Origin of the sequence: Marinoscillum furvescens DSM 4134 (genome assembly GCF_003386095.1) — a bacterium.
GTDB lineage: Bacteria > Bacteroidota > Bacteroidia > Cytophagales > Cyclobacteriaceae > Marinoscillum > Marinoscillum furvescens.
In genome coordinates, this window is record NZ_QREG01000002.1 from 376070 (window position 1) to 396222 (window position 20153).

The following is a 20153-nucleotide window of genomic DNA, read 5'->3' on the forward strand; positions in this document are numbered from 1 at the left end:
CTTAAAAATTATGCTGGTAAATATCACAAGAACAGCAGTGATCAGGGAGGGCATAGCGCTCAGTTAGAGGGTGTAAAATCGTATTTATGTCACTATACACCTACAGTCCCGCCTTATGCGCCTTGTAATCACTTGGGTTTACCCCAAATAGCGCTTTGAATTTTTCACGGAAATATTTGGCGTCATTGATACCTACAGCAAAAGCGACCTGCCCGATGGACAGCTCATCCTGCAAGATAAGTTCAGCAGCACGGGACAGCCTTACATCCCGAATAAACTGGACGGCTGAACGGCCCGTAAGTTCCTTGATCCTTTTATAAAAAGCCGATTGGCTCATTCCTACCTGCCTGGTAAGTTCACTAACAGAAAAGTCCTCATTGGTCAGGTTTTCGAGCACAATTCTCCTAAGGTTTTCCAGAAACTGATACTCCGCACCAGGCAGCTCTACCAGAGCCGCATCTTGCTGCAAGCCCTGCAGGTAATAATTTTTATACTTGCTGCGGATGTCCAGTATACTATTGATTTTTCCGATCAGCAATCGAGGATTGAACGGCTTAGTGATATAATCCTGAGCGCCCGAGTCGATGCCCTGCACTTCATACAAGGTGGACGTGCGTGCCGTAAGCAGGATCACCGGAATGAACGAGCAGTTAGAATTAGCCCTGATTTTTAGCAACATTTCTATGCCATCCATTTTAGGCATCATCACATCGCTTACGATCAAATCCGGCAATAGTTCTTCGGCCAGTTTCAGGCCTATCTCACCATTTTTGGCATGTTTGGTACGAAAGCGCCCACGCAGACATTTCTGAATATAGGCTGCTACTTCCGGATTGTCTTCCACTACCAGAATTAGGGGCTTGTGGAGGTCCGGCCGGTTGGCTGCTGGTGCATTTTCCGTGTCGCCATCATTTTCCTGCAAATTCATGTAGGCATTGAGGTTTTCACTGTCGTGAAATTCTTCAATGAGCTGATCAGCGGTCAGGTGCGTGGTACCGAAAGGCATTTTGATCACGAAAGTTGAGCCGTGTCCTTCTTTGCTTTTTACAGAAATCTCACCCTTGTGTTGCTGTACAATGTTTTTGACCAGGGCTAGTCCAATTCCCGTACCTTGTATTTCCAGCTGGTTGAGCGCCCTGACCTGATAAAACCGATCAAAGACCTTTTGTAACTCCTCACTACTCATGCCCGCCCCAGTGTCGGATACGGATATTTGGAGAAAATTATCTTTGAGTTGCCCTGACTCATACACGGCCGCCTGGTGCTGATTACCCACTGTACGGACATCTACTCGGATTTCACCTCCCTGCTGAGTAAACTTATGAGCATTAGACATGAGGTTGGCCAACACGATTTCAAACTTATCTCGATCGAACGTCAGTTTGATATCATCTGACACTGATTCGAAGTTGAGTTCTATTCCTTTGCGTTGTGCTTCATTCCGGAACAATGCGCAGACTTCTTTGACAAAGCGAACGATATTACCTTCGGCGGCCTGAAGGTTAACTTTACCCGACTCATACCGCCTAAATTCCAAAATCTGATTCGTTAGCCGAAGCAAACGATCAACGTTTTTATGCACCACGAGCAAGTCGCTCTGGCTGCTACTATCTATGCTTTCTTTATTGATGATATCTTCAAGCGGACCTTTGATGAGAGTGAGTGGCGTCCTAATTTCATGAGAAATATTGGTAAACAACTTCAAGCGATCTTCGTTTTTCTGGTTTTCGATCTCCGAATCGGTCAGGTGCTTTTTTAAATCCGTTTGTTTGAAAATCAAATATCTGTAGGAGAGCAGGAGCAAAAAGAGAATGGCACCGTAAAGTATAAGTGCCCACCAGGTCAGGTACCAGGGTGGCAAAATCGTCACATACAGCTTCCTCACAGCACTCCAAAGCCCATCACCATTAGATGCTTTGGCATGTAAAGTGTATTGGCCCTCTTTGAGGTTGGCAAAGGTGATGTGACGGTTGGTGCTGGAGACCTCAACCCACTCCTCATTATAGCCCTCGAGCTTGTAGGCGTATTTATTTTTTTCGGGATTGCCGTGATGTACTGCCAGCATCGATATGGTGAATTCATTTTCTTCCGCTTCAAAAACCAATGCATCCATCTGGTTGAGGCTCACAGGTAAAATTACCCGATCGTTGACCTGCTGGCCTACGCCGACCTGGTGATTTAGAATACTCAACCGATCAAACATGAGCTGAGCAGGTATGGTATCCTGGCGAATTTCTGTTGGCTGGAAATAGTTGAGCCCATTTATCCCCCCAAAGAAAAGACGCCCCCCATTGCCCTTGTGTGCAGCACCTATTTTGAAGGAGTTGGACTGCAAGCCATCCTTGTAGTTGAAATTATTGAGCACAGCTCCTTGTATGGGATCAAACTTACTAAGCCCGCGTCCTGCCAGCCACAAATACCCTTCGTCATCTACCAGTATAGACTCTATATCATTGTCAGGCAAACCGTCTTGCACGGTATAGTATTCAAAAGCGACGACACCTGGTGAAGGATGGGTCATAACATTAAGTCCTCCACCTATCGTACCTACCCATAGCCTACCATCTGCAGATTGCACCATCGGCCAGGTATATTCAGAGCTGATGCTGGTACTATCATCAGGCACATGGGTGTGGTGAAACACCTCTACCGTTTCATCATTTAGGGTTACCACCTCGATCAATCCACTCTCTATCGTTCCGAGGTACATTTTCTCATTTATTCGGTCGGCAAACAGGTAGGTGATGTTTGCCGTGGGCAAGAGCTTATCCGACAGCACAAAACCCTGCTTATCGGCCTGCAGCAGAAACACTCCCTGATCAAAGCTACTCACCCACACCCGGTCGAAATGATCGACCGTAAGCCCGCTGATTTCATCACTTTCCACAGCCTGCACCGGATTGATTTGACTCCCCTCTTGCACGAAAAGGCCATGCCTGCGTGTTCCAATTAACAGCCGGCCATCAGGCAGCTGCATAAAGCAAGTAATGTGCCTGTTGGCAAGTACCGTTTCTTCGCGGTGGTCACCGGCGTGATACTTCTTTACCACAGACATCCCACGTCGAGTGCCTACCAGCAGGTCTTCACCCTGCTCATGAATGGCTGTGATATAATTATCCGCCAGGTCAAATCCATTTTGTTTGTTGATTTCGTAAAAGGGTTTGCTGGATAAGTGGGTATGGTAAACTCCTGCTCCGGAGGTGGCTATCCATAGCTCATTAAACCCGTCTAGCAACAAATCATTAATTCGGTTGGTATTGAGCTTGCGATCTTCGGTATAAAAAACCGGCTCCTCATAAGTTCCCGACTCATTTTTCTGAAAATAGGCTACTCCTCCTGCATAAAATGCCACCCAAATGCCTCCTACCTTATCCTGCACCACATCTGTAACCTGCCCAAAACTTGAAAAATCGAAAGGTAGCTCCATTTTAACTCCCTCCTCCATGATGCGAAAAATTCCCTGATCAGCACAGGCAAAAATGTAGCCTTCTGAATCATTGCTCATTCCATGAACCTGTCCCAGAAGTGCCTCAACCGGCTCAATCTCCTGTGAACCCATAGGATGGCGCAATACCTGGCCTTGAGTGGTGAGCATGAGTAGTGTATTTCCCAGTGCCCGGGTCTGTTGGATTTCCCAGGTATCTGGAAGCTGATCTACAACACTCAAAAAAATGCCGTTTGGTGCTTCAATGAGCTGGTAAATCTCATGAGCTACCGAGCGTACATAAAACTCATTGCTACCACCCTGAAATAGCTCCACCACAGGTACAGCTCTACCATCGAGGCGATAGACCATCCGAAACTGATCTGCAGGCACATCGTACAGGAAGACTTCATTGCTTTCAGAAATCAGAAACAGCTTTCCAGCACCATTGCTTCGAACCTTTTTGGTTCGGTTGTTTATGAGACTATTGGGGTTGCTAAAGTCATGTTTAAACACACTCAGCTCATACCCGTCGTACCGATTGAGGCCGCTATTGGTAGCGAGCCATATCAGCCCGTTTTCGTCTGCGCACACACTGCGAACATCACTGTGCGATAGGCCAGAGTTTACCGTAAGGTTTTTAAACTTCTTCGTTTGAGCCCACAGGGGAGCAAACGAAAGTAAGAGTAAACTAAGGATACTGATTGATTTGATGAAAACCCCCGCCATTGTGAAATTTTTAAAAATATCTCAATCTAAAGAAGCCAACAAACTAATCCCTAAAAAATAAATAGATATATTAAAAGAACACAAAAAACACTGATCACCACTCCAAAAATATACACCGAAATATTTACAATCCGGAGCTTCCTTTTGGAGTCTTGTTCATTGGGGGCTTGCCCGGAGTTGGGCAGCATTCGAAACAGGACATTTTTCATTTTACCATGGTTTTGTCCAACAGTGCTCCATAGATGTACCAGGCGGTATTTTCCCAGTGAAAATCCGAATCGCAGCACGAACTTTGGCGGCTACTTTTCTTACAAAAACATGTTGGGAGTGGTCGAAAAAGACTCCACTTTGTGCTAGAGTGGCTACCAGAAAGCACACTTCTGGTAGCCGACAATGCATAGTAGTCTTCTTTTTTATTGGGCAAATAAGCTTCTCCAGTCATTCGCCACACGGATGCCATCAAAGGCGGCCGCATGCTTATTCTGGTCACCAAGCAGAATGACTGCATTGATATTCACATCACCTCCTGCAGTATCTACCGCATATGGAGTTGCAGGCTCTGTAGTAAAGTCTTCACCTTCTTCAAACACGTACAAGTAAGCTTCCGAGTTGGACTGCTCAGCGGTAGGCTCCACTCCCTGATCGGCTTCCTCATTGTCTGTTTGCACCACTTTGAGCACTACCAGATAAGTAGCACCCAGTTCGCGAGCTTTCGCTCCTTCAGGTACTACCAGGTCTCCCCAGATTCCGCCAACTCCAATTCGCTTGTGCAAGCCGAAATAGTACTTTTGTACGTCATTTTCCACTACACCTTTGATGGCCATTTTAGCACCCCATTCGGATGCTACCGAAGACGCCTCACTCTGTGTATTGTCACCATCATAGATCACCTTGCCCAACGAAAGGTAGCGTCTCACACCTGTGGCAGCCTCTAGTTCATTCAGGGTGAAATTGAATGCGCAGTAGTACGTATTCGGCTTATAGGTCTGGTCATCCAGAGAGGTAGTCACATCCGACTCCAAAAAGCGCCTGGTCACATTGAGAAATGTGGTACCTGTTTCGCTATCCGTAGAGTTATCAAAAGTAAGTGAGCCACCTACCCCATTGCCCACAAATCCGGAAATGGTCTGATCCGCAGAAGCTTCTGTAAATGCCTGACCATTGCCATTTACCTGTATCCAGCTATCCATTATAAAGGCATTATTGAGGTTGTTATCCACTACCTTGAAGTTGTCAAAATCTTCGGCAAGAAGAAGGGTAGACACCTCATCATTTTCAATAAATACAGATATCCCTGCAGCACCAGAAAGGCTAATTTCACCAAGGGCTGTCGGTTTGATCACAATCAGTTTGTCATCATCTATGGCTTCATTGTCCACAGGAGCTATACTGAACGTGGCGGTTTGCTCGCCTTCCAAAACCTCCAGAGTCACCGATCCTGCCGAAGCATCGGGAGTGGAGGTATAATGCTCGCCGTACACTGCATTCTCAGAGGTTACCTCCAAGGTAATTGCGATGGTTTGCGTGGCAGGGATGTCCAGGTTGAGAGTAATAGACTGAGCTGCGCTATTTTCAGCTATGATCACTGAGGACTCATCAAACGAAACCGCTGAAGGATCCGGTGGTGCGGGTTGTTCGGATTCGCATCCGAGCAGTAGTCCTACACTTAGCGCAGCGATGGCCGACTTTAGGGGATTGAGTTTATTGAGCATATTCTTTTGCATTTTAGTTATGGTTTTCATTTTATTTTCCCCACTGAGGGTTAAGTTCTAATTCTGTAAAAGGTATGGGAAAGAGCAGTTGCTCCTGAGTGAGTGGCTGGTCTCCTGCTCTGGAGCTATAGCCGAAAGATGCCGTGACAAACTCTATGAATTTGTCATGCCGTATGAGGTCTTCGCGTCTTTTGCCTTCCAGGCCAAACTCCCAGCCGCGTTCTTGCAAAATGGCACTTCTAATAGCCGCCTGGTCTGCCGTTGGGAGCTCACCTTGGATGTCTCCCAGTCCGGCGCGATGACGCACCCTGTTGATTTTTTCAAAAACATCAGGAGAAGGCCCGTTCAGTTCATTGAGTGCTTCAGCCCAGGCTAGCAATACATCTGCATAGCGAAATACAGGCAGGTTGTTGTTGTGAAAGATGTCCGTATTTAAGTAAACATCCTCTGAATTTGCATCTGGATGTGGGTACTTATTGGAGAAATACAAGCGATCACTTCCACTGGCGCCTGGCCCCGGGTACCTCACGGTATCTGTACCGCTGATGTATCGGATCACATTTTTACCATCTGGGCCGGGAGATTTCACCGTGTCACCGAGATTAGCCGCCAAACTGCTCAACCAAAACTGCCTACAGCCCTCACTCCATCGGGCATCCGCTGAATCGTAAGAGAAAAAGAAGTCCCTTTCTAAATGCCACACCCCTCCAAAGCCACGCCAGTCGGTCTGAAAGTCATACATATACACAGCCATATCACACGAACCCGACGACAGCTCTCCGATGCTACCACGCCCAAACGGTGTGCCTGTAGCCATGACATTGAAGATCACTTCAGAATTGAAGGGCTGCCCCAGCTGCCAGAGCGTCATGAAATCAGGCTCAAGTGCATACCTATCCAGGGCCTCTATACGCTCTGCCGTAGTTACTACATCTTGCCATTCTTTTCGTCGGAGGTGGGTTTTGAGCTTGAGCATAAGCGCTGCTCCACGAGTGATAGCACCGGGGCGTGCATCAGGAGCTTCCACGGATAGTAACGATATGGCTATCTCCATCTCGTCCAAAATAAATTGCTCTATTTCCGCTATGGCGGTAAGTGGTGGTGCATCGGCCTGTCTAAAATCCGGACTAATAGTCAGCACCACATCTCCATACAACGAAGTGAGGTCATAGTAGCCAAGGGCTCGCAAGAAACGCAACTCACCTTCCACCTGATTGATGAAGTCTTCTTCAAAATCACCCTCCAGATTGGCCAGCAAGTTGTTTGCCCGAAAGATCATGGAGTAGATATCCGTATAGGTACCCCTAATGATGTTGTTGTTGGCATCTCCTTCGAAACTATCTAGCGGGCCAGGAAAATTAGTAGCTCTGATCTGGTCTGTGGGGATGTCTTGAAGGTAATAAAACAAGCGACCATAATAACCTCCGGGGCGCTGACCTAATAGTCCGGAATATACACCTGCCAGCGCGGAGTTGACATCTGAGGTGGTTTCCAGCGTGGCTGCTGTGGTCACAGAACTCAGCTCTTCGTCCAGAAAATCCTGGCACCCAGTCATCAGCATGGCAACTATACCTAAAAGATAGATTCGTAATTTCATGATCGTTAGCATTAAAAAGTGATCTTCAATGAACCAATGTAATTTCTGCTTTGGGGGTGGGCATTATAATCCAGCCCAAGTGCAGCATTCGACCCGCCGGTACTTAGCTCTGGATCAAACCCTTTGTATCCCGTGATGGTCAACATGTTTTGGGCTGTAGCCGAAAGTGTGAGCTCACTGATAAACGGGATATTGAACCGGTCGGTCACGGTATAGGATAAGGTGAGATTTTGTACCCGCAGGTACGAGGCATCCTCCACGAAAATATCGTTTACAAAAGAGCCGTGACGTGTATTTCCCCACGCAAATGATCGGGCAATGTCTGAATCACTGTTTACGACAGACCACCTGTTCTCTGCTGCTTTCCAAAAGATATTTTCACCCCGTGCTCTGTTCATATTCAGGCGATCTACATCCAGGGCTCCGGTGAGCTGTATGTCTAGTGATAGCGCCTTATAGGACAGTCGCGTGTTGAGCCCCACGATATATACCGGAAGCCCGCTGCCCAGCACCGTTCGGTCGTTTTCATCGATGATGCCGTTACCATCCAGGTCTTTAAACAAATAGTCGCCAGGTTCTGAGTTGGGCTGCAAGCCATCCGGTTGTAACTCAGGATCGTCTACCTGAAGTATCCGGTCGGCCTTGTACCCAAAAAAGGTGCTCACAGGGCGCCCCACGATGAGCAGGTTGTACGGATAAGTCTGTCCGCCAAACCCGGTATTACCATTAGCCAGCAAGGTATCAGCACCTCCCACGAGGCTTTCTACGTGGTTTTTATTGTAGCTAAAATTGGCATTTACTCTCAAGCTCAGGTCTCTGGCTACCTGCACATTTCCTACAATGCCCAGTTCTACACCATAGTTTCTGACAGAGCCATCCGTAACCGTTTGCACTTCAAATCCCGAATACAGCGAAACGGGCCGCTGGTAGATGAGGTTGTTGGTGAGTTTGTTGTAATAATCCAGAGTAAAGGTCCACTTATCATTCAGAATTGATGCATCCGCTCCTACATTGATCTGATCGGTTCGCTCCCATTGCAAGTCAGGGTTGGGGATATTTAATGGCGCCAGACCGATCACATCGTCTACACCATTGTAAGTATAGGTAGACCACAAAGACCCTAGCTTCGCCTGGCTGTCACCTTCCGAAATCCCGAGGAAATTCCCCGTTTGGCCCCAGCCTACACGAAGCTTTAGCGAAGAATGATCGGGCATAAAAGCCATAAAGGGCTCATTGGATAGCTTCCAACCTACTGCTGCAGAGGGAAACACACCCCAGCGATTGGCTTTCGGGAAAGGGGACGCCCCATCGCGACGTACGGATGCCGTAAACAAATATTTTTCTTTCAGGGAATAGTTGGCCCGTACCAGAAATGACATGATCTGCCAGGAAGTTTTCTGACTAACAGGTGTTCCAATCACATTACCTCCTCCCAGGTCATAAAAAGTGGTCCCTTCTGTCGCAAATCCACTCGCACTGGAGGTGTACCTTTCTACATCGTTTTCCTGAGTAGAGAAACCTGCCAGATAGGTCATCTTATCGGTGGCATTGATTTGCCACTTGTATTCGAGCAGGTGCTCCACCAGCGCATTGGTGCGCTGCAGTGTGGTTACAGTAGCTGCTCCCCCAAAGCCCTGGGCATCGGGTTCTCCTCCCTGCACATTGAAAGGTATAAACTCTCCCCTTCGTGAGGTCTCGAATGAAAATCCCGCATTTACTTTATATGTAAAGTTTTCAGTAAAGGAATATTCGGCAGAAGCGTTGGTGTAGATCGTGTATTTGCGGTCTTCTTTCACCACATCCAAAATATCGGGCAAGGGGTTTCGGGCCTGCCCCAGCTGCGCGGGCACATCTCCATAAGTACCATCTGCATTGTAGGCCGGTATCAATGGATTGGTATACAGTATCAGGCTTACCACCGAACTTCTATCATTGGCAGTACCGTTGAAATTGTGAAAATTAGCCCGTATGGCCGAGGCTTTTACGGAGGTATACAGCTTCAGCTTTTTTACAGCCTTGTTGGTAAGGGTCAGTGTCGCATTTACCCGATCAAAATTGGTGTTTTCTAATACGCCATCTCTGGTGGTATAGCCCAGTGATACATAGGAATTTGTCGTTTTAGTTCCGGTACTCAGGCTTAGGTTATGGTTTTGAAACACCGCATTTCTAAATGCCATATCTATCCAGTCTGTACCGCTGCCTATAGAGTCTAGCGCCTCACTGGAGTAAGGAGGGATATTACCATTTTCCAATGCAATTTCATTTTCTATGCGTGCCAGCGCACTGGCCGATGCATACTCAAAAGGTTTAATAATCTGCTGAAAACCTATTTGATTGGAATACTGAAAGGAAGCAGTGCCCTCGCGTCCTTCTTTGGTTGTGATCAAAACGACTCCATTGGCACCACGAACTCCATAGATTGCGGTGGCTGAGGCATCCTTCAGGATATCCATGCGTGCTATGTCATTGGGGTTGATGTTTAGCCCCACTCCTTCTGGTAATGGAAAGCCATCCACCACGTAAAGCGGTTCACTGGACAGGTTGATCGAGTTGCTTCCGCGAATACGCACTTTGGGGGTGGCATTAGGATCAGCGCCATTTGACTGCACCACGATCACGCCGGCTTGTTTGCCTTGCAGTGCCTGACCTGGGTCCATCACAATGCCTTTGTTGAAGTCCTTATTGGTAATAGACGAAACTGCTCCAGTCAGATCACTTTTCTTTTCGGTGCCATAGCCGATGACGACTACTTCCTCCAAAGATTCCACGTCCGTATCCAGGGAAATATTGATCAGGGATCGCCCATTTACTTTAACCTGGCGTTCCACAAAGCCTACATACGAAACCGTAAGTTCCGGATTATCAGAGGTAAGCTTGAGGGAGTAGTTTCCTTCTATATCTGTTACGGTTCCATTTTGTGTGCCCAGTTCCATTACTGTAGCACCGGGCAGGCCTTCTCCGGTATCGTCTGTCACCTGTCCGGAAACGATCTGTTGCGCCTGTGTCTTGGTCACCAGCAACAGGAAAATAACCTGAAGCAATACCTTACAGTGCTTGATACTTCCACTCGAAAACAAGCGGTGCAATCCTGGCTTCATATCTATTGCAACATTTATCATTGACTTATTCTATTTACTTTCTCAAACTTAGGTTTTTAGCAAGGCTGCCTTCAGGGGTATTTCTTCAATTGAAAGGAGGTATTTCTGCATTTTACCACTCTGAAGGCATGAAATGCTATAAATTCTCCGGTTGTACGCTGATCACGACAGTACCAGCTTCCAGCCCCGCTGATGAGGCAGTGATGGTCAGCTCCCCCGGCTCTGTTGTCGTCTGAACCAGCAGCATGCATTTTCCATTAAATGCTTTTCGCTGATTTGTTTTGTGAGGACTGAGGTCCAATATATCTCCATTTTCAACCCCAATGATTTTTCCCGGGCCAGCCACCTCAAAATGCACCAGGTGATTCGCATGAGGCACCTCTACTCCTTCACTATCGGTGATACTTGCTTCCACAATGATCACATCCGAATTGTTGGGCCTTGCTACTGATCGGTTTAAGCTCAACTGTACAGCTGCTGGCGCTCCGGCACTTCGATAGGTTTTAGAGAGCAACCTTCCCTCTGCAGTAGTGGCTTCCACACGTAGTTGTCCCTCTTCATAAGGTACCAGCCAGGTCAACTGAAGGTTATCGTCTATGTGTTTTTTACCCAGTGACACATCATTCAAAAAGAGCTCTGCCGACGCACAGTTGGTGTATACTACTACTGGGATTTCCACCCCTTCTTTGCCTGGGTGTGTCCAATGAGGCAACATATGGACCATGGGCTCATCTGCCCAAATGCTTTGGTATAAATAGTAACTATCGGTGGGAAATCCTGCCAAATCGATCACACCAAAGCTCATGGTGCGTGCGGGCCACCCAAACGACTCGCCGAGGTAATCGAAGCCTGTCCAGCGAAAAGCTCCTAAAAACCACGGTTTATCGCGGGTAGTTTTCCAGTAATCGCGAATGTTCATGCGCACCAGCGAATTATCATAAGATGACTGATAGGTCGGATTCGTACCCGAAAATACTTCCTCATCGGTAAGGTCTTCTACGTGATAGACTTTGTCTTTGACCTTCTCAAACGTACTGTTGTTTTTAATTTCCCAGGGAGCTGGAAAATCACGCACGCGGTACCAGGTTTTGCTACGATACACACCTCTCGTTTGGTAGGAGTGGGTGATTTCCGTACCGATGACGGGCACATCCGAATGGGACTGATGAAAGGATTCCAGCGCCCCTTTCAACTCGCCATGACCATTAAAGCCCGCTATATCTGTAGCTGTACCGGCATACCCTCTACCTTGTGTTACGGCTCTCGTCGGGTCCAGCGCTTTCACATGCTCTACCAGCATCTGTTGAGTTTCGGGCGTCCAGCCTATGACCTCATTGCCGATGCTCCACATAATCACACTCGGGTGATTTCGATCGCGCTTGATGAAAGTGGTAAGGTCCTTTTGCCACCACTCTTCAAAGTATAACCCATAGTCATAAGTTGCCTTTTCTTTTTCCCAGCCATCAAAGGCCTCATCCATCACCAAAAATCCCATAGAATCGCACATGGCATAAAACTCAGGAGCAAAAGGGTTGTGCGAAGTTCTAATTGCATTACATCCCATAGTTTTTAGCTTTTTGAGCCGATCATAGAGCACATCTACTGGCACGGCTGCACCTACTGGCCCTGCATCGTGGTGCATACAAACTCCTTTGAGGATGGTTTTTTTGTCATTCAAAAACAATCCTTCTGTAGAAATGTCCACCTTACGCACTCCGAAAGGAACGGCAACCTCATCTACCATCTGCTCGCCTTGTTGCACACGAATTTCGGCAGTGTATAGTGCTGGGTTCTCCACAGACCAAAGCGCTGGTTTTAGCAACTCGAAGGATACATCCATTTTAGCAGATGCCAAGGGAGTCTTCTCCTTACCGACCACTTTCCCTTCAGGGTTTAGCAATACTACGGAGGCTACTAAATCTTCGAAATGTGGATCTCCGGCTACTTCTACCTCCACCGACACCTCTGCCTGCTGAGCGCTCACCGCTGGTGTCTTGATAAACACTCCCCCTGTAGGTATGTAAGTGGTATTGGTAACAAGCAGGTTTACATGACGATAGATACCCGAACCCGTATACCACCGCCCTGTAGGAGCACGTTCGTGATCTACCTTTACCGCTATGGTATTCTTACCGGTTGTTAGGTGAGGTGTGAGGTCATATTCGAATCCAAGATATCCATTGGGATAAAACCCCAGTTTGTAGCCATTGATCCATACGGTGGAGTTGAGGTATACTCCATCGAATTGGATGACCACTCGTTTACCCTTCCAATTGGGGTCATAATCGAAGGTTTTCCGGTACCAACCAATTCCTGTAGGTAAAAAAGTTCCTGCAATACCCGCCGGATTTAGGCTATCATACCTTCCCTCTATACTCCAGTCGTGTGGCACATGAAGCTGGCGCCAGGAGGCATCTTCAAACCCCGGATTACTCGCATCCGGAAAATCACCTAACGCAAATTTCCATTGAAAATCGAAGGGCACCTTAGTCCTACCTGGGTGGATTTCAGACTGAGCACAAGCTGTGAAAACTAGTGCAGAAAGTATAAAAAAAGCGATGTGGTACATGCGCTTATACCTATTGAAACTTTGCATGTTTAAATACCTGGTTTGATCAACTGTGTGGCTATTTGTGAAAAAATAAGAGAGCCATCCAAATAATCCTGGAGGCTCTCTATGCCAATTTATTATTCTATGATGAATTTAAAGTTATGAGCGCTACCACCCTGCTTGAATGTAAGCATATACACTCCCTTGCCTAGGTTTTCGGTCTCAAGATATATCAGTCCTTGCTCCGGTTTTTCCTGCATTCGGCAGTCCATAATACGTCCATTAAGATCCAGCACGGCTATTTCGTATGGGTCCACCCCATTACCCAAAGTGAGCATAATTTTATCCCCCTGCTTTACGGGATTCGGGTAAAATGATAGTAAGTTGGGGCTCCCCTCATTGCCAGCGAGTCTGGCACCTGCACTCACTTCATTAAATTTCCATGAGGTTTTGGAATCCAGGCTCGTTTCTGGCACTGAAAATACTTCCAATTTATCCGAATCTCCATTCCAGGTGATGTCAGTAGCTCTCAGGTAGTAGCCCGTGCCTTTGTTTTTTAACCTAAAGGTATCTCCAGCTACCATAACGACTTCCCATTGCACAAAATCATCAACATTAGTAGTGGGAACCAGTCGGGTAGCATATCCGGCTACTCCTTCTTTGGTTTCCACTTCCGAGACAGATTGTAGTCGCTTGGGACTCCCTTTCCCTTCTATAAAGTAAAAATTCGCTCCCGATACCGGCACCATTTTCCATTGCACCCAATCTCCGGTCCATTGATCCAGTCCAACATGAAGATCAGTGGCACTCGCCGCAGCAGCTCCAGGCGATGGGTCTGTAGTAGATGCCTGCTGTAGCCGTGGTGAACCGATAGCTGAAGTATTGTCGATATATGTCCATGAAATGGGCACAGCACCAAGCGTGTCAATCTTCCACTTGGCCCACGGACCGTTTGAGCTTGTAGGTCCCCCGTGGACGTAGTATGCTGGCAAACTGCTGTTTTGCACTTGATCTGTAGCTCTCACATAGTTGCCAAATTCATGATTTTCGATGTAACACTCATCATTACCAGCTTCTTTGAGCCTCCATCTTTTCCAGCTCCCATCTGTGGTAGAGCTGACCGTACGCAATGCCAATCCAGTGGTATTGCCAATCTGGTCAGTGATGTCGGTCAGCTGAAGGAGGTTTCCATTTTCAGACTGCAAGTTATACCATCCAGATACGGTACTTGGTACAAACTCCCATTTGGTATAGGCACTACCTACAGCCTCATCAATCAAGCGCACTTCATCTTTCGCGGCATCCGTAGGATCCGGCAGGGTGGTCCATTCCAGGTAGCCTCCAAGAGACTCGTTTTTTATCGTCACAAAACCAGATGGAGGGGTATCACATGCCTGCCCAACGGGCAAGCCCCCTGCATACAGTTTCACCGTTTTTGCTGTGAGCGGTTCCAAACTAAAACTCACCTTAAGGTTTGCCGAATCGAGTGTGAGATCTGGATTACTAAGGAGCGTATCTATTCTGATGGCATTTCTATTCGTAGGACTATTGACCGCATAAATGCTATCTGATCGCAGTACCGTCACCAACGCACTGGCAGTATCAAAAGCTACCGTTGGTAGGTTATTGACGGTAAACTCCGGTGTATAGACGGTTGTTCCCGAAGGGTTAATAGCAGTAAGGAAGACATATTCACCACCTTCATCGCGCGAGGCATAGGCGATGTATTTCGGCATGGGCTTAGACACGAAAGTATTGACCGATGTAAGGTTACGGTGTTTCATTGATACCGTAGGTATACTATTGGCCGTAGACTGCAGCGCTATTTTGCCCGTATGCCTGATAAAAAACTCCTGAGCCACTCCCATGGAGGTGGTAAATACGCTATCGGGCTGGGCAGCCCCACTATACGAATGACTTTTGATCGAATGCGCCTGGTTGGTCATAGAAGTTTTATTGAACACCGTAACAGGATGATTGGTATGTCTCCCAAATCGAATGGTCATCCGTTCACTCTCTATCACCTGCTGTAGCGCCCCTAGTATGGTATATTCTCTCTGATGCTGGGTTACCCCTTGCGCATCAGTAACAGATATATTGGCTCCGGGACCAAAATCTAGTGTGGCATGCTCGCCTACGATGATTTCCGTACCGTTCGGTATATGTGTCACTCGCTCTTTGAGATACTCCGCATAAGAAAAATACGCCTTACCCATAAATTCTGTAATGATATCTCCATCAGCCAGGCCATTCGTTGCATTCTGCAAACTGAACCCTCCATGTATCTGTTCGGCATCTTTTTGCGTGGTATTCAGTTCCCCGCCATCACTGATTACAATATTGGGGTCGATGTTTTTTAGGGCATTGTGCAAATGAAGGTAGCCATCGTGTGGCCCCGAGGTGTAGTCCATAAAGACGTTGACATTGGCTGGGATTTTTTTTCCATTTACCCCGTCGCCAAACATGATGAGTCCATCAGATTTTCTAAATACAAACTTCTTGTCATTTGGACCAAAAGCAGACCAAATGGCAGGATCAGCAGGATCAGTAGTATCTGCAATAAATACAGGTTCGTAAACTTCGTAGTTGGCACTATTCGAATAGTCTGTACCCACTTTGGCATTGCCTACCGTATGAATCGGAGGAAACAAAGCATAGAAAACTTCGTGACGCACTCCATCCGATTTAAACGTACCGGGAGCATTTTGCTGGCTTTTATTGACCCATCCGCGACCTTTATGTGCTTTTTGGTTCGTAAATACTACATTACCTCCATTGAGGCCTTTGTCTTTTCTGTTGACATTATCATCCAGATTGAACCCATCACTGGTAAACTGATACCAAATCAAGTGTTCATCACCACCTAATTCGTTACCAATCTCTACTACCGGCACTTCCACTGGCGCCAACCCAAGGCTGTCTCTTACAGCACCCCAATAAACACCATTTCCATCCAGGTCCTGTGAAGGACCTGCTGTAAGGTATTCGTACAAATCCAGGTGATGCTGCGTGTTGTAGTTGGGACTGAATACAGGAACGATCGTCGCTCCAGCTAAGTGTGCCATTTTGATCGCCTCATTTACTCCAAACTGGACACTGGGGTTATCGGGCTCTCCAGTTGGAGTAGATGGATAATTTCTCCACATCAGCACCAATTGCTGTGGGCGCTCATCTACAGGTGCTATCGTCTTTTTCCAATCAAACAGGTCAGACACTGTACCTCCAGGAAAACGGATGTTTTCGAACCCAGCCTGCTCAATAAGCGCCGCAAACTGTGGAGATAGTTCTCCATTTACCAAATGGCCTTCATCTTCAGATATATAATGCCAAACGAGGTTTTCGCCGGTATTGGCACGCTCGGTAAGCTCCGAAGTAAAGTCATAAGTGACCTGTGCATGCAGGTAAGCCGCACAAACAAAGGCTAGTAATAGTAGTACAAGTTTCTTCATCATTCAATCTTTTGGTTTACCCAAAGGGACCTAAAAGCCCTAAAATATCTACTGGGTATTTATCCAAAAACGAGGGGGTAAAATAGTATCTGCGTACAAAAAGCACTTCAATCAGCATTTTTCGAGGTTTATTGCTTGGCATCCGTGGTAATCAGCGGAACTGCAATATTCCCGTTTACGCCCTTGTCGGCCACAGCCACGTAAAGCATCACCGGACGACCCGACCGGTCTGTGAGTACCCGAGGCTGCTCTAAACGCTCCGGCTTCCAGATCTCGCCATTGGTCAGGGTAAACTCTTTTTTCATTAACACCGGCTGGGAAGCCCGCTGCCAGTCCATTCCGTCTACAGAAGTAAACATGGCCAGCGCCCGTTGCCCTAGTACATGACAGACCATGTAGTAGCACTTGGCCCGCTGGTCGTACCACATGGATGCATCCTCGGTACGCTTCTCGGCGTACACGGGTTGATTATTAAACTGAAAAGGTCCATCTGGGCGTTTGGCTCGCCCGACGAATTGAATCTGATGATATTTTCCTTTGCGTGCATCATCTGATTTCATAATCATGAGGTATTGTCCATCCTGGTAGACCACCGTGGGATTGTCCGTGATGTTGCTACACCTTTCACAATCTTCAGGAACAGCCACAGGGCTCGCCACCCGCACAAATGGCCCGTTGGGATGCTCAGCTATAGCCAGACCCAGACGCTGCGTATTGCGGATAAGGTCCCAGTTATCCCTGTTGTCCAGCCATGACTGAGATGGGTAAGGGCTACCCGGATATTCGGGAAATTTGCCACGAAGGTCACAAGATTGATAATAAAGCAGCAGTTTACCTTCAGCCATCACCGCAAATTGACTGTGAACATCTACAATGTCCCACCCTTGCTCATTACGGTTTGAAAGCACTACACTTACATCTTCGAAAGGCCCCTCGGGGTTTTCTGAAACGGCATGGACTGATTCCGAATTAGTCAGCCAGCGCTTATGATTCCCCAGCCAGCGCGAATAATAGGCGTGATACAGACCATCCTCCCATTGTATGACCGAACGATCCCAAATTCTGTAGTTTTCATCCACAAGGACATTGGCTCTTCGTCTCCGTTCCAGAAATGCCATCTTCACATCAGGGTCTAGCGGTTGGGGGATAATCTGTAGTGACTCACCTCCTGACCGGGCATCCGAAAACTGTGCAGCAGATGGCTGTATGATGAATACCACAAGCAATAGACAAATTGGCACAAGCTTTTTCATGTATTCCTAATTATTTATATGAATGTCTAACGACAAGTTACACCCACTTTCAGATGGCCTTGTAAAGTAGCTTTGCCGATTACATGACTCACTTAGCAGCACACTACCAGAAAATATCAACTGAAAACTAGCGCTCAAAATCGCAATTCAAGCAACAAAGCACACGGAGATACGCCTTCCAGGTATCCCCTTAAAAAAATACTAAGGCAAAGGTGAGAAGTATAGCGCTTCATCTAGTGGGTAAAGTAATTGAAAAAAGGGTGTAAAGTCGTATTTATGCCATTGTACACCTAGAGTGCCGCCTGGTGTGCCTTGTAATCACCTGGGGGCGGATGCTCATAAATTGTTTGCCGAGATTCAATGCACTTATGCGCGACTATCGCCAGGGCAAGCTTTTATGCTCGTTTGTAATTTTACACTCCTCCAGTACTCAAACCTGCCTATGCCGGCAGACATGGCAGGCTTCTGTGTTGACGTGGGGGAAAGTTGCCTGCCTCGCCGGTCCGTGGCGTTTTGGCGAAAGGTTCCTGCGTTGAGACGGAAGGTAGTCGCGTTCAGGCGGAAGGTCTCTGCGTTGACAGGGAAGATAGTTGCGTAGAAGCGGAAGGTAGTCGCGTTAAGACGAAAGGTAGTCGCGTTGATGTGGGGAATAGTTGCGTTCACCCGGAAGGTAGTCGCGTTTAGGTGGAAGGTAGTTGCGTTCACCCGGAAGCTAGTTGCGTTGAGGTGGAAGATTCCTGTGTTGACATGGTGGATAGTCGCGTTGAGGTGGAAGGCAGTCGCGCTCAGGCGGTGGAGGCCTGCGTTCGTACGGAAGGTTTCTGCGTTGACAGGGAAGGTAGTTGCGTTAAGACGGAAGGCAGTCGCGTTCAGGCGGAAGGTTTCTACCTGCCTCGCCGGTAGGCGGGCGGTGAGGTAGTGAACAGCTACCTACCTCGCCGAAAGGCGGGGGTTGTACTTCATGGCCATCTTTTAAAACCTAACCTACAATGATATTGTGGTTTCAGTGGTGTTGTACATCAAGAAGCCCGCTCTAGAAGCATCAGTACCAAAAAAAATGCCCAACAGGATACCTGCGGGCATTTTAGGCTTGCCTCTCTTTCTATCACCTCATCAAACCATCTAAGGAGGCAAGCCACTTCACTATGAAAAACCTGTAGCAAAGATGCCGCCCACCCGAACCATTAGCGAAGATTACTCGATGTACCAGCCAGCTTTCACGCCTAATGGCTACTATAGACGATAAACACGAGAATTTAGAGACAAATCCCGAAGTTCCTATTGTAAGCTTCCCTCCTTGTCAGAATCACTGATTAGCACGGATTATTGGATAGCACGGATTAATGACTACTTCATAGTACAAGACGTTTAAAGGTTAGACTTTTACGGCCAAAGTTGATCAGCAGTCCTACCTCCGGCTTGTATGCTTTGAGATAATTCAATGCTTGAGCCAGATGCACGTCTTGAAGCTCGATAACAGCTTTGAGCTCTACCAAAACTTTTCCCTCCACCACAAAGTCTGCTCTTCTCGTAACAATAGGATCAGGCAGGTCCTTATAAAATATGTCTTGTTCGATCTCCCGCTCAAACTCCAATTTACGCTGAGCCATTTCCCATGCCAAGGCACGTTGATAAATCACTTCCCACAGCGGCGGACCATGAAATCCATTAACCAAAAATCCATGCACGTCAAATGCAGCGCCAATTATCTTCTCTGATATGTCTTTATATTTCAGTTCAGCCATTTGAATCCGGGAACGGGTATTCATTCTCCAGATATGAGAAGTTAGATGTAGTCAATCAATTCATTTGTTGGTAATGAATAGCTAAATCTAGCACATTGCCGTAAAAAGTCATAAAGCCACATAAAAGTTGACTTAATTAGGACTGTTAACCTCTAAATTCTTTTTAAGCACTTTCAACTGGTAAACCGTCTAATCCCAAACAAGTACAAAGTCCTTTTTGTACTTCCCCTAAACTCAAAACTTGCAAACAATGCTCAAGAGACTTTCAGTACCTGAGGACGGACCGGGCAGACGTTCTGTCGAACCGGCACTCCTTGCGGGACAATTCAAAGCAATTAATCCCTACTATCGACAAGTCAAGCATTATCTAAAGACATAAACGAAAAAAGCCTCTTGAACTTCGTTCAAGAGGCTTTCAGTACCTGAGGCCGGACCGGGCAGACGTTCTGTCGAACCGGCACTCCTTGCATAATAATTTACAGCACCCTACTATCAGCAAAATCGAGTAGAGCAAAGTAAAGGAGACTTTTAGACCTTCGGAAACCCGGAAAGGATTTCTTCTTTACTTCAGCCCTCTCACACCACCGTACGTACG

The 20153-nt window shown here is 47.1% G+C and carries 8 protein-coding genes; all 8 read right to left on the reverse strand.

Annotated elements, in window-relative coordinates; translation table 11 throughout:
• Positions 1–100: 100 nt before the first annotated feature.
• The gene (locus C7460_RS03880) at positions 101–4153 is read right to left on the reverse strand and encodes a hybrid sensor histidine kinase/response regulator transcription factor (protein WP_115866755.1); all 4053 of its coding nucleotides are present in this window, start codon (positions 4151–4153) and stop codon (positions 101–103) included.
• A gap of 413 nt (positions 4154–4566) precedes the next feature.
• Complete coding sequence (locus C7460_RS03890; RefSeq protein WP_147302844.1) at positions 4567–5877, reverse strand: hypothetical protein; 1311 nt, start codon at positions 5875–5877, stop codon at positions 4567–4569.
• Between the two features lie 19 nt (positions 5878–5896).
• Positions 5897–7462 (reverse strand): RagB/SusD family nutrient uptake outer membrane protein, encoded by a 1566-nt coding sequence (locus C7460_RS03895; protein ID WP_170147874.1) that lies wholly within the window; start codon positions 7460–7462, stop codon positions 5897–5899.
• An 11-nt stretch (positions 7463–7473) separates the two neighbouring features.
• Entirely contained in the window at positions 7474–10560 is a 3087-nt protein-coding gene (locus C7460_RS03900) for a SusC/RagA family TonB-linked outer membrane protein (RefSeq protein WP_170147875.1), read from the reverse strand.
• 136 nt (positions 10561–10696) lie between these two features.
• Positions 10697–13156, reverse strand: coding sequence for a sugar-binding domain-containing protein (locus C7460_RS03905; protein ID WP_115866760.1), 2460 nt, complete (start codon positions 13154–13156; stop codon positions 10697–10699).
• Positions 13157–13248: 92 nt separating this feature from the next.
• A complete protein-coding gene (locus tag C7460_RS03910) occupies positions 13249–16563 on the reverse strand; it encodes a T9SS type A sorting domain-containing protein (protein ID WP_115866761.1) in 3315 nt (1104 codons plus the stop codon).
• Positions 16564–16688: 125 nt separating this feature from the next.
• A complete protein-coding gene (locus tag C7460_RS03915; protein WP_115866762.1) occupies positions 16689–17813 on the reverse strand; it encodes a glycoside hydrolase family protein in 1125 nt (374 codons plus the stop codon).
• 1352 nt (positions 17814–19165) lie between these two features.
• Positions 19166–19558 (reverse strand): GxxExxY protein, encoded by a 393-nt coding sequence (locus tag C7460_RS03925; protein WP_115866779.1) that lies wholly within the window; start codon positions 19556–19558, stop codon positions 19166–19168.
• Between the last annotated feature and the right edge of the window lie 595 nt (positions 19559–20153).